This window comes from Pseudoalteromonas rubra, from assembly GCF_000967655.1.
In the GTDB taxonomy this organism is placed as follows: domain Bacteria; phylum Pseudomonadota; class Gammaproteobacteria; order Enterobacterales; family Alteromonadaceae; genus Pseudoalteromonas; species Pseudoalteromonas rubra_A.
This window is the reverse complement of sequence record NZ_JXYA01000024.1, coordinates 32,218-46,839: the sequence shown is the minus strand read 5'-3', so window position 1 is coordinate 46,839 and position 14,622 is coordinate 32,218. Positions and strand designations below refer to the sequence as shown.

The 14,622-nt window shown below is 54.9% G+C and carries 2 protein-coding genes (1 of these 2 only partly in view); both read right to left on the bottom strand.

All coding sequences use genetic code 11. The annotated features are described in order from the left end of the window. Window positions 1–1,612, bottom strand: partial view of a non-ribosomal peptide synthetase gene (locus tag TW77_RS11545; protein ID WP_046005134.1) — the 5' end (the start) only. Its footprint begins 1,913 nt before the window's first position; only the first 1,612 of its 3,525 coding nucleotides appear in the window; it begins with the start codon at window positions 1,610–1,612; the stop codon falls past the left edge of the window. After that, a complete protein-coding gene (locus TW77_RS11540) occupies window positions 1,612–14,622 on the bottom strand; it encodes a non-ribosomal peptide synthetase (protein ID WP_162197954.1) in 13,011 nt (4,336 codons plus the stop codon). The genes TW77_RS11545 and TW77_RS11540 overlap by 1 nt, the downstream gene beginning before the upstream one ends.

The window sequence follows — 14,622 nt, the reverse complement described above, 5'->3', positions numbered from 1 at the left end:
CATTGTTATTCAGGCCATCGATCAGATAGGATTCGAGCTTGTCACCCAAAATAGACAGACGATTCAAAGGCAAGGTGCTACGAGTCTGAGCGCTCATATCCGCCAATGCTATCAGGGCATTATTAAAGTGCTCACTCAGCTGCTCAACAAACTCAGCGTCGAACAAGGCCACATCATAGTTCCAGGTGGTCTCAATCTGGTTTTCGCTGATATTCAGCGCAATTTCCAGATCGAATTTAATCGCCGGATGGCTGCCTTGCAGCGGTGACAGGCTCACGTCTGGCAGTGCCATCAGGGCCGACTCGTCGTTGCCGTCGGTAAACTTGTCATTGGTGGTCAGCATGACTTGCACCAGCGGCGTGTAGGATGAAGTGCGTGGCAAGTTCAGCGCATCTATGAGCTGCTCGAACGGTACGTCCTGATTGACCTGGGCGTTCATATGCACCTGACGAACATGGTCAAGATAGCTCTCCAGTGTGTTATGGCGAGTATTCAGGCGCAAAGCCAGGGTGTTGACGAAACAGCCAATGAGCGGACTGAGGGCCTCATCAGCGCGGTTTGCCACCGGCGTGCCAATGACAACATCGGACTGGTTGCTATGGCGGCTAAGTACCACACCCAGCACGGCATGCATGAGCATAAACGGGCTCAGCTGGGCCTGTCTGGCCACCGCGCCCAATTGCTGTGCCACGTATGCGGGCAAAGTGGCCGTAACATGTGCCCCCTGGGTTTGTTTGACTTCCGGGCGATGATGCTGGGTTGGCAGGCTGTGTGTCAGCGGCGCATCTTCCAGTGCCTGCTGCCAGAATGCCAGCTGTTTCTCAAACTCACCGCCCTGCATTTTATCTCTTTGCCAGACGGCAAAGTCGGCATATTGCAGTGCCAATTCAGGTAACGGATTAACCTGCTCTGCTGAATAGGCCCGATACAAGGTCACAAACTCATTGATCAGTACATCCATCGACCAGCCATCAGAAGCAATGTGATGCAGTGTCAGCAACAACACGCCACGCTGATCATGACCCGTGCCCTCAAGCTTGAGGTACTGTCCGCGGATTGACAGCTGCTGGGTCAGGTCAAACGGGCGCTGTGCTTCTTCAAGCAGGCACTGAGACAACTGCGCCTGCTGCTGCTCGCCCTGACTGTCACTGAGATCGACAAAGCCGAGCGAAAAATCGTGCTCAGGCAAAATGTGCTGGCGCACTTCATCGTCCTGTTCGCGATAGACAGTGCGCAAAATCTGATGGCGTGCCACGATAGTGCTGAGCACCTTTTCAACCAAAGTCAGCTCCAGCGCACCTTCCACATTCAGCGCGACGGGCATATTGTACTGACTCTGACCGGATTGCATTTGCTCCAGCAGCCAGAAACGCTGCTGAGTGTAAGAGAGCACGCAGCCATCCGGATACTGTCCGGGTTGTGGTCCCTGCGCGTTGCCAGACGTTCCTTCTGCATGTGACAGAAACGCAATGATCTCTGCCTTGTTTGCGATGATGTCCTGCTTGAGTGCGGCCGGAAATTCGGCCACCGTCAGGTCAAAATGTAACGCGCCCTCTTTGGCATACAGATAAACGCCCTGATCTGCTGCCGACTTAACTAGTTGTGCAATCATTATAGTGTTCCACTCATCATTACCGATTCATTGGCTTTTTTGTCTTCGAGATATTTTTGTGCCAGCTTGCTCTCAATTACCTGCGAAAGGACCGCTAATTCTGCAGCGTCGAAAATTTCCCGTAATGTCAGCTCGATTTCGAACTGGGTTTTAATCGCCCCCGCCAGCTTGATCAGATACAGCGAATGACCACCCAGCTCGAAGAAGTTGGCGCTGGTACTGATCTGCTCGCTGTTGAGATCGAGTAGTTCCGCCCAAATTGCCACCAGGGCATGCTCTGTCTCACTTTGCGGTGCAATGTATTCCTGACCTGCCAACATACCTTGTGGTGCTGGCAGGGCTTTTTTATCTATTTTTCCGTTTGGCGTCAGCGGCCATTCGTCTATCAGCACAAACTGACCCGGGATCATATGCGCCGGTAAATCGCCTTCCAGTGCGTTTTTCACATCAACCAACCAGGCTTGTTGGCGTGTCTCATCGTTTGTCTCACACGTGAGACAAGGTTGCAGATACGCCACCAGATAGTGGCCTCCATCACTGTGTTCGCGCGCCATAACCAAAGACGTGACGACATCCGGATGCGCATTGAGACGATGTTCAATTTCACCCAGCTCAATCCTGAAACCGCGGATCTTGACCTGATCGTCTATCCGGCCAATAAACTCAATACGACCATCTTCGCGATAGCGCACCAAATCACCGGTGCGATACAAACGCTTGCTATTATTGACCCCCGCCGCGTCGTAGTAAGGGTTGTCAATAAACCGATCCGCCGTCAGTTCAGGGCGGTTCAGATACCCTCGTGCAATACCGGCACCACCCAGATAAAGCTCACCCACACTGCCTGTCGGTAACAGCTCTTGCGCGCCGCCAAGCACATACGCCTGACTATTCGCAATTACCCGGCCAATGTCCGGCACCTGGCTCAAGGCAGAGGTAAAGCGCGCCGCCGTCGAATAAGTGGTGTCTTCCGACGGACCATAAAGGTTGCAAACGGCAACCCCCGGACAGGCCTCTAAAATCTGATTCACCTGCTGCGCGGTCAGAGGCTCACCCGCCAGGTTAATCACTTTCACCCCTGGCGGCACCGCGCCCACTTCCAGCAAGGCTTTCATTGCCGACGGCACGGTGTTGATCATGCTGATATCCAGCTGCTGCTCGGCCAGTGCCATGGCATTTTGTACAATCACACTTTGATAGCCAAAACACAGCGGTAAGAACAGCTCATAAATTGACAAGTCAAAGTTCAGCGACGTTGAGGCCAGCACTTTATCCAGCTCGACATCGCTGTAGGCTTGTTTCGCCCACTGCAACATTGCCACGGTATTGCCATGCTCAATCATCACGCCTTTTGGTTTACCGGTCGACCCCGACGTGTAGATAAGATAAGCCAGGCTCTGGGCACACACGCCCGTTTCTGCTCGGGTTAAATCGTGTGCAGGATAAGCCGAAATTATGTCGTGATTATGAGACTCTGGTGCGTCCAGTAAAACGACGTTAGCATATCCCAGTGACACCTTTTGCGCAACATTCTGTTGACTTATTACAACATTTAGACTGGCGTCTTCAATCAGGTAGGCCAGACGCGATTGCGGGTAGTTAGGGTCCAGCGGTACATAAGCGCCACCGGCTTTGAGAATGCCCCAAATTCCGATGATCATTTCCAGCGAGCGCTCGACACACAAGCCCACTAACGCATCCGGTCCAATATTGTGCTCTGCCCGCAGGTAATGGGCCAGCTGGTTGGCTCTGGCGTTCAGCTCACCATAGCTCAGCGTCTGTTCACCAAAGCGTAGCGCAATCTGCTCCGGCGTGGCCGCTGCCTGCTGCTCAAACAACTCGTGTATACACAGCTCGCGCGGATATTCCAGCGCCGTGTCATTCCAGCTGTGCAATTGTTGCTGGCGCTCAGCCTCATCCAGCACGCACAGGCTCTGCACCGCTGTACAACTCTGGCTGTCCAGTAAATCCAGCACCTGAGTCAGGGTCACTTGCAGGTACTGTGCAATGCGTGCCGCCGGGGCGCGTTTATCGACCTGAAGTTCAAAGCCAAAGCCATCGCCGAAATCATCTACCGAGAGGTTAAACGGATAGTTGGTGCGCTCTTCACTGGCAATCACCTTGAATCCGGCCTCCTGCTCCAGTTGCGATTCATCCACCGCCGAGTGACGGTAGTTTAGCATCGCGCTGAACAGGGGCAGCTGACCACTTACGCCACTGCAGCGCTGTGCCTCGGCCAGGGAGACCTGCTCGTATGGCATCAGTGCACGCAGGTCGTCATTGATTTGTGCCAGCAGGCGCATTGCATCCTGCTCGCTCAGCGACACCCGCAGCGGCAGGGTATTGATCATCATCCCCATCAGCTGGCTGCTCAGGCCATCATCGCTCATACGACCCGATAACACGGTACCGAACACCACTTCGGACTGACCGCTGCATACGCCCAGTACTTTGGCCCACACCAGGTGGAACAGCGCCGCCGGGCTGCTATGATACTGACGGGTCAGGCGGCGAATACGCTGCGCCTGTGCGTCATCCAGCGTGACATGCACAGTTTCAATACCCGAGCCGTCATTCAGTACATCGGTCAGCCCATAAGGCAAAGTGGGTTCGCTGACATCCCCAAGCATCTGAGTGAAGAAAGCTTCAGTATCCAGACTCGCGGTGCGTGCCAGGGTGCGACCGACAAACTCCCGGTATGGCACGGGCTCACCCAGGCTGGCTTCATTGCCATTCAGCAGCGCCGTTAATTCATGGACCAGAATTTCCAGCGACACGTGATCTGAGATCAGGTGATGCTCGCACAACAGCGCATAATGCTTGCCCTGCGCGGCGTCTTCGCACACGCTCAGTTGCAGCAGCGGCGCGTTTTCCAGCTCAATCCACAGCGGCTGCTCGGCCACATGGCCACTGAACGCGGCCCAAACATCGTTTGCTCCGCTAAAGTCCAGCTCAGTCACGGGCAGCGTTACCTCGCGCTGTACCACCTGGAGTGCGGTGGTACGGTTGCGCCATAAAATCGCAGTGCGCAGCACATCGTGACGGGCAATCAGGGTATTCAGCGCCCATTTAAAGCGCTCAAGGGACTCCGTGCTGTCGAATTCAAAGGTGGTGCTGGTGACATACGGGTCCTGCCCTTCACTCATAGTGTGCACAAACAGCACGCCTTCTTGCAAAGGTGCCAGCGGGTAGATGTCCTGAATGTTGGCCATGCCACCGGGAATAGTTTGTGCAATATCCGTGAGCTGTTGCTCATCCAGCTCAGTGAGCGTCACCATCTCCGGGGTGATTTTGCTGCAGTCCGCCGGGATTAAATTGGCGGGCACACGACTTGATTCCTCACTCCCAAGTGCCCTAACCTGGCGTGCCATGTCCTGTAGCGTGTGTGCCCTGAACAGGGCCTGCACGTCGGCCTGATACTGACGTGCCCGCAACTGACTGACCAGCTGCATAATCAGTAACGAGTGGCCCCCCAGCGCAAAGAAATTAGTATGGACACCCACCTTATCGACGTCGAGCGACAACAAGGAGGCGACGATGTCGACCACCATTTTTTCGGCGTCGGTGTGTGGTGCCTGATAAGGCTGCTCCACCGTTTTAGTCGGCAGAGCCAGCAGTGCCCGCTTGTCCAGCTTGCCATTGGCCGTCAGCGGCCACTGATTAACAAAGCTGTAAGCCGACGGCACCATGTAATCCGGCAGATTGCCGCTCAGGTGCTGTTGCAGTGCGTCAATTAAGTCGTTGGCCTGCTCGCTCTCGGCCTTCACAAAAGCCCGCAATACTTTGCCGCCTCTGTTCGTACCATCAAGCGTACCGGCTTCGGCCAGCACCACCGCCGATTCCACCTCAGGGTGGCTTATCAGCTGAGTTTCTATCTCGCCCAATTCAACCCGGAAACCTCGGATCTTAACCTGATCATCGCTGCGTCCGACAAACTCGATTTCGCCATCAGCACCGATACGCACTAAGTCACCGGTTTTATATAACCGCGCGCTCAACGCCGGGTTGGCCGGATCACAATACGGGTTATCAATAAAACGCTCAGCGGTGAGTTCCCTTTGATGCAGATAGCCGCTGGCCAGACACTGACCACTGACATACAGCTCCCCGACCACACCCGGCGGGCATAAGGTCAGCTGCTCGCTGAGCACCAGAGTGGCGGTATTGACGTTAGCGCGGCCAATGGGCACCGCACGCGGGTCATCATAGCCGCCGCTGATGGCATAGCCGGAAGCCGTGACTGTGGTCTCGGTCGGGCCATAGGTATTAAGCAGCACAAAGCCTGGTTTAAGCGCGGCCACCGACTGTTTATCCAGCGCTTCACCGCCAACAATCACCAGTCGTAGTGCCAGAGACTCAAGCTCCGCTTCGCTCAGCGCCAGCATATGCCAGAACGCCGTGGGTAAGCTGGCCACGCTGATGGCATGGCTGTCACAAAAAGCGATAAAGGCCTCACGGCTCAGCGACACATCGTCGTCGCGCAGCACCAAAGTGGCGCCCTGAGTCAGCGTCGCCAGCCACTCTTCGACAAAAATATCGAAGTTCATGGTAGAGAACTGCAACACATTGTCCGCTTCGGTGATTTCGTAGCGCTGCTCACAGTTAGCGGCAAAGTTGATCAGGTTATGATGGCTTATCATCACGCCCTTGGGATTACCGGTTGAGCCTGAGGTGTACATCACATAAGCCAGATTATCCGGACTTAGTGTCACATCCGGGTTACTGATTGGGTAGCCTGCAAACTGGCTGGCATCGTCCAGCAGCACTGGCGTGACATTAAAATCGCTCAGCATGGCAGCCACTTTTTGCTGGGTCAGCACCACAGACAGGCCGGTGTCTTCGACCATGTACGCCAGACGCTCCTGCGGGTAATCCGGGTCCAGCGGCACATAGGCCCCGCCCGCTTTTAGGATGGCCAGCACGGCCACCATCATCTCCAGCGAGCGGCCCACACACAGGCCGACTAAAGTATCCGGGCCGACCTGATGCTCGGCCCGTAAATAATGGGCCAGCTGGTTGGCACGCTCGTTGAGCAAGTGGTAAGTCAGGAAGTCATCATCATAGCTGACGGCAACGCGGCCCATAGTTTTCGCGGCCTGCTGCTCAAACAGCTGATGTACCGAAGCGTGTGGTAAAGTCACAACCGGCCCTTGCTGTGCACTCAGTAATGCCTGGCGCTGCCCGGCAGAGTAAGCTGTCCACTGAGCCGGTGATTCCTCGGAATCACGCATTGCGTGGTGTAATAAGTTGTCGATGGCGGTATTCATCAAGTCTGCCACCAGCGCCAGCGGCACACGCGCATCTGCCTGGAAGTCGAGGGTAAACTCATCACCAAAGTCATTGACCGACAGGTCCAGCGGATAGTTACTGCGCTCACGTACTGCGGTTATGTCGTACAGACTGCTTTGCTGCTCATCAAGGTTTTCAGAGTGGCGGAAATTCAGCGTGGTGCTGAATAGGGGCGAGCTGGCATCCACCTGCGAATGACGCTGCGCCTCGGCCAGTGCTACCTGCTCGTAGGGGATCAATCCCTGCAGCTGCTCGTGGACCTGAGTCAGCAAGGTTCTGGCATCCACATCCGCAAGCGTTACGCGCACCGGTAAGGTATTGATCAGCATACCCAGCATACGCTCCACGCCCGCTTCACCGCTCATACGCCCTGACAATACAGTACCAAACACCACATCCTGCATATTACAGCAGTGGCTCAGCACCTGTGCCCAGGCGGCATGGAATAACACTGCCGGGCCCATTTGTAATTGCCGTGACAACTGACGAATACGCTCACCCAGCTCAGGTGCCAGCGCATAGCTAAGTTCCTGCGAATTCGACCCGTCGCCCAGTGTATCGGCCAGGCCAAAAGGTAAGGTTGGCGTATCAACCTCCCCCAGACGCGTCGAGAAAAAGGCTGCGCTGTCGAGAGTTTTGGCAATGTGCTGTGATTTGGCAACGAACTCGCGATACGGCACCTGAGGTGGCAAGCTTTCCTGCTCACCCGCCACACACATGGCCAGCTCTTCCAGGATCAGCTCGACGGAGACATGGTCGGTGATCAGGTGATGATGCTTAAACAAAGCATGCACTTTGCCACTGGTCTCGTCCCGAACAACCTGCATGCGCACCAGCGGTGCCTGCTCGACATCGATTTTATGATTGCCGTGTTCAACAAAGTCATTAAATGTGGCCAGTACATCTTGCTCAGCACCAAAGTCCAGCCACTCAACCAGACTGCCCACCTCACGCTGTACTACCTGCACCGCCTGTTCACGGCCGCGCCAGAGGATCACGCTGCGCAAGATATCATGGCGGGCAACCACCTGCTCCAGCGCCGTAACGAAGCGCTCAAACTTGGTGTCATCCGCAAAGGTCAGTGCTGCAGAAATCACATAAGGGTCAAACTCTTGCTGCAAAGAATGGGCAAACAAAATGCCTTCCTGCAGTGGTGCCAGCGGATAGACATCCTGAATGTTCTGCACACCGCCGGGGATCTGGGCACAGACAGACTCAATCTCGCTTTGGCTCAGAGAGATCAGGGGCAGCATCGGTGGCGTAATAGCCGTGGTATCAGCCGTGATCCCATTCGCGGGCACCTGCCAGCTATTTTCTTCTTCCAGCTTAGTCACAGTGCAGGCCATCTCGGCCAGCGTCTGGGCCTTAAAAATAGCCGCCGCTTCTGCCGTAAACCCGGCCTGTTTAAGGCGGGCATGGATCTTCATCACCAGCAGTGAGTGTCCGCCCAGTTCAAAGAAGTTCGCGGTGCGGCTGATGTTGCTCGCTTCAATCCCTAGCAACTGCGACCAAATGTCGCTGAGCAGAATTTCCGTGTCCGTTTCGGGCGCTTCATACTGGCCCTGCCCTGCAGCCATATCGGGTTCTGGCAGCGCGCGTTTATCAATTTTGCCATTGGCATTGAGTGGCCATTGCGTCATTGCTACAAACGCACCGGGGACCATGTAAGCCGGTAAACTATCGCCCAGCGCCTCGCTTAACCAGTGACCCAGTGTCTGGCCCTCAGGCACCTGAGTAGCAGGCTCCACATAGGCCACTATCATGGCATTATTACTGAGGTCTTTGCGGGCAACGACCAGTGCCTGCTCAACCTGCTCCAGCGCATTGAGCGTGTGTTCGATTTCGCCCAGCTCAACGCGAAAGCCGCGGATCTTGATCTGGTCGTCTACCCGGCCAACGTACACAATCTGGCCCTGCTCATCGTAGCGTACCAGGTCGCCGGAGCGATATAAGCGCTGAGGCTGTCCCTCATGCCCGGCAAAGGGGTTATCAATAAAACGCTCAGCACTGAGCTCAGCCAGATTGAGATACCCCAGCGCCAGTCCGTCACCACCAAGGTAAAGCTCGCCCACAGCGCCCACCGGCAGCAGTTGCTGCTGTGCAGATAAGATATAACAACGGTCTCCACAAATCCCGCGGCCAATCGGCAACACGCCTCGGGCGATATCGTCGCTGTTCACCGAATACCAGGTTGAGAACGTGGTGTTTTCTGTCGGTCCGTAAACATGAATAAAGCGGCAATCCGGGTTACTGGCCAGGGCTTTTTCCCAGCTGTTAAGGCGAGCGGCTTCACCACCAGACAGCACGCAACGTAATGAGTCCTGCGTAACGCCGGTGCGGCTCCATTCATCAAACAGGCCGGTGGTCAGGAACATATCGGTGATCTGTTGCTCACCAATCACCTCGTCCAGACGAGCCACAGTTAAAAACTCATCCGGGAACAGCACACAGCGACCGCCATTGAGCAGCGCCCCCCAGATCTCTATGGTTGCAGCATCAAAGGCGATGTTGGCACATTGCAAAAACGCCGTGTCGCTTCCCAGCTCAATAAAGTCCGGGTTATCCACCAAACGCACCACCGCACGATGGGGTGTCATAACGCCCTTGGGGTTACCCGTTGAGCCAGAAGTATAAATCACATAGGCCAGAGACTGCGGCGATTGGGTATTGGCATACTTCGGATTGTCCGTGGCATATTGCGCAAAGCGTGCGCCTTGGGTGTCCACGGCCAGTAATTCGGCATCGCTAAAGGCCAGCCGCTCCATAAGCGCCTGCTCCGTCACTATTACCTGCGTGCCGCTGTCTGCCAGCATATACTCCAGCCGGGACTGCGGATAATTGGGCTCTAATGGCAGGTAAGCACCACCAGCTTTCAAAATGGCCAATGTGGCCACCACCATCTGAATGGAGCGGCCAATGCACAAACCCACTAAGGTGCCATTAGTCACGTTATATTGCTCACGTAAGTAATGGGCTAGCTGGTTTGCCTGCGCGTTAAGCTCGCCATAGCTGAGTGTTTGTTCATTGAGTTGCAGCGCAATGGCATCCGGCGTCTTTGCGGCTTGTGCTTCAAACACCTGTTGGATCTGTATGTCGTTGCGATACCAGGGCGCATCAGCCTGCCACTGCACCAGCTGTTGCTGCTGCACCTGCTCAGGCAGCACGCTGTAAGCAACGGATTGCTCCGGTGTGTCTGCTAATGCTGTCACCAGCTGCGTCAGCGCATTAGTCAGATAAGCGGCAACCTGCGGTGCATCGACCTGCCGATCGATTTGATACTCAAGCGAAAAGCCTTGTCCCAGGTCGTTCACCGACAGGCCAAACGGATAGTTGGTACGCTCTTTGGCGCTCAGCAAAGTCCAGGCCGCATTGTCCTGCTGCACCGCAGGCGTGTCATCCTTTGCCGCAGAATGGCGATAGTTCAGCATGGCACTGAACAAAGTAGCACCGCTGGCAAGGCCACTGTATTTTTGCGCTTCGGCCAGCGACACCTGCTCGTAAGGCAACAAGGCTTTGAGGCTCTGATCGACCCGCTTAAGCTGAGTCAGCAGTGGAGCATCATCCAGTGAAACACGCAGCGGCAGGGTATTGATCATCATCCCCATCATGGTCTCAATGCCCGCCATGCCATTCATCCGGCCCGACATCACACTGCCAAACACCACCTCCTGGGTGCCACAACAGGCGGCAATCACCTGCGCCCAGGCCAGGTGGAACAGGGCTGCCGGGCTCAATCTTTCGCGACGGGCCAGGGTGCGGATTGCGTCACTCAGCTCAGCCGGTAATGTGTCATGGTGATCAAGGATAGTCTCACCACTGCCTGTCACCTCACTCAGGCCAAAAGGCAGCGTGGGAGTTTCTATATCGCCCAGTTGCGCGGAGAAGAAACCAGCAACATCCAGATTGCGGTTATGCTCCAGAGTATGGGCAATAAAGGCACGGTAAGGCAAAGGCGCAGGCAACTCGCTGTCGGGGTCATCACATAGCTGTTGTAATTGAGAGACTAAAATATCCAGCGACACGTGGTCGGTAGTCAGGTGGTGGAAGGTTAAAAGCGCATAGTGCTTGCCCTGCGCATCGACCTCGGTGATTGCCAGCTTGATAAGTGGCGCCGCTTCCAGATCTAAGGTGTGCGGATGCGCCGCTACGTAAGCTTCAAACGCCGCTTTGATCGGCTCATCGGTATCAAACACCAGATGCGATACGCTCAATTGTGCCTCGCGCAGGACCACCTGTACGGGGGTTTCGCGTTCGCGCCACATAACGGCGGTGCGCAGCACATCGTGGGTCACTACCATCTGTTGCAGTGCCTGCTGAAAATTCGCCAGCTGCGTTGTCCCATTAAACTCAAACGCCGCCGTGGTGACGTACGGATCAGCCCGGGTATTGAGGGTATGCACGAATAGCACCCCTTCCTGAAGAGGTGCCAGCGGATAAATATCGGCAATATTGCCATGCTCGCCCGGAATTTTTGCCGCTATTTGGTCAATTTCCTGCTGACTCAGTTCGACCAGGTTGAGCATTTCTGGCGTCACGCGTGCACAGTCCGCCGGGATGGCGTTAACAGGCACGACAAAGGTCTGTGCTTGTTTGCCCTGCTTGTCGAGCAGCTCAGCCATCTCCCGCAAAGAGGCCGTTGCAAATAAATCGTGTACCCGAGCCTGCCAGCCCAATGCCTGAAGCTGACTGGCCAGCTGCATCAGCAACAGTGAATGACCCCCAAGCTGGAAGAAGTTGGCCGTTGCACTCACCTCTTCCACTTTCAGTAACTCAGACCACAACGCAGCCAATGTGATTTCGGTCTCTGTTTGGGGTGCCAGATATTCCCCCTGCAACGCAATGGTTGTGCAAGCCAGCAGGGCTTTTTTATCAATTTTACCGTTCGGGGTCAGCGGCCACTGGGTCAGTAACGTGAAATGACCGGGCACCATGTGTGCGGGCAGAGCTTGCTCCAGTTCGCGCTGTAAAGCAAAGACAAACTCAGCTTGTTCCGACTCAGCCACCGGGTGCTGCGGGATCACACAAGCCAGCAGCTGATTAGTGCCACCCTGACGTTTTGCCAGCACCACGCAAGAGTGCACCGCCGACAGTGCATTCAGGCCATGCTCAATTTCCCCCAGCTCAACCCGAAAACCCCGTACCTTAACCTGATCGTCGGCACGGCCAACAAACTCCAGCTCGCCATTAGGCAGGTAGCGGACCAAGTCGCCACTGCGATACAGGCGCGTTCCGGTCTGTGGATTTTGCAAATAGAAAGGGTTGGGAACGAACTTCTCTTCGCTCAACTCAGGCCGATTGAGATAGCCCTGCGCCAGCCCCGCGCCACCTATGTATAACTCACCAATCGAGCCAACCGGCAGCATTTTCAGGTATTCATCCAGAACAAACAAAGACACATTATCGAGCGCCTTGCCGATGCGGATGGCACTGCCAGGGTTCAGCTTACACACAGTCGCACAGACCGACGCTTCCGACGGTCCATAGGCATTGTAAAAGCCATAGTGCGCCGACCATAAGTCGACCAACTCCTGCTCACAGGCCTCACCGGCGACTATCAGGCATTGCAGCGCATAATCGTCGCGACATGCCATGGTGGCCAGAAACGCCGGTGGCAAGGTCACATGGGTGATCTGCTGCTGGACAAATAAATCGGCCACTTTGGCCGGTTCAAGGCGTGCCTCATCACTGCTGATCACTAAGGTAGCGCCGTTGAGCAGTGCCATCACCCAGTCCCAGGTGCCCGCATCAAAGCTGATTGAGGCGTAATGTAACACCCGGCTTTGCGCTGTGATGGCGAATCGGTCTTGCTGATTCTGCGCCAGATTGACGATACCTCTGTGAGTACACATCACCCCCTTAGGTTTGCCCGTCGAGCCCGAGGTGTAGATCAGATAAGCCAGTTCGTCGCTGTGCTGACGTATCTCTTTGCTGAGGTTGTGCAAACTGCACTGGTCCCACTGGCTAGCCTGAGTGTCCAGCGAAATCACTTTGTCTGCGGCAAATGTCAGCGACTCACGGCAGCGCTCATTGGTGAGGATCACGCTCGCCGCAGAGTCTGCCATCATATAAGCAAGACGCTCTGCCGGGTAGTTAGGGTCCAGTGGTACATACACGCCGCCCGCTTTCAAAGTGGCGAGTATCGCTATCATCATTTCAGCAGAGCGGTTGATACACACGCCCACATAGCTGCCCGGTGTCACTCCCTGGCTTACCAGATAGTGGGCCAGCTGATTGGCCCGCTCATTCAATGCCCGATAGCTCAGTGAGGTTTCTCCAAACACCAGGGCGCAGTGCTCTGGGAGCGCAGTAACCTGCTGCTCAAACACTTGCTGTATCGTTAACTGCGACGCATAGTCAACCTGGTTGCCATTCCAGTCGAACAGCTGCTGCTCGATTTCCTGCTCCGTTGCCAGTGTGTAATCACCAATCAGCATGGTGGGGTTAGCCACCACATCGGCAATCATGGTGGTCAGGCGACTAACATGGGCATCAATTTCGTCTTCATTGAAGAAGTTACGGTCAAAGTTAAACTCAACATGGACGTTATTAATATTATCATGGCTGCGCACATAAATAGACAAAGGATAGGAGCTAAAGCCACTGTTCAGAACCGCCTTGTGACTTTTCACTTCGCCAAACTGGGTATCCGAAGGATGTGCTTCTACAGACAACTGAATGTCGAACAACTGACCTTCGCCGTCATTCATCGGCCTGAGGTCGCGGATCATTTCATGTAGCGGGTACTTTTGATATTTGTAGCTGCGCTTAAGCTCGGCGGCCACCGCTTTGAAGGTATCGGCGAAGCTGTCGCTGCGCGAAAAAGCCACCCCAACAGGGATCACTGAGGCCATCATGCCGATGGTTTGACGTAATTTAGCCGAGCTGCGGTTGTGCACCGGCATACCAATATGCACCAGCTCGCGCTTATCGTTCATCTGCGAAAAATACACCGCTATCAAAGTGGTAAAAAAGTGCGTAGCCGAACAACCATAGCGCGCAGCAACCGCGCCAATTTGATTATACTGCTGCTGAGTAAACTCATATTCGCGGCGGGCAAATGGCTTATCATCAAACTGATTGGTTTTCTTCAGCAGGAGCGGATCCGGTAAGGTTTTAAACTTTTGCTGCCAAAAAGACCGGTCTTTTTCGAACCGGCTGCTCTGGCGATAGGCCAGGTCTTTTTCAATAAACTCGCTGTACGGCGGGCGTTCAGGAACGTCTTTAACAAAGCGCCCCTGTGCGTCCATTGCCAAATACGTTTCGCTGAGGTACTCCAGAAACAAGCTACCGGCAATGCCATCCACTATCAGGTGGTGGAACACCATACACATGGCACTTTCCTGCTCAGAGATTTTTAGCCAGTGAATGCGCCATAGGCAGGGGCCATAAATATCAAAGGGCGTAGCCATCTGCTCCTGGCAGTAGTCTGCCGCACGCTGATGCGCATCCGGGTAGCCACTTAAATCGATGCACTTCCAGTCCAGCTCTAACTCATCATTGATGATTTGCCATGGCTGAGTGCCTTCAAGTACCAGATTGATGCGGTAGGCATCGGTGTTTGCCACAACATGGTCCAGTGCATGTTTAAAGCGGATCGGGTCCAGCGCCCCTGTTAATACAAACCGACCCCCAACGTTATACAGCGGGGACTCACTTTTGAATACTTGTTCCATCCAAACGGGTTGCTGGGATGATGTCAGGGGATAACGTCTATTATTCAT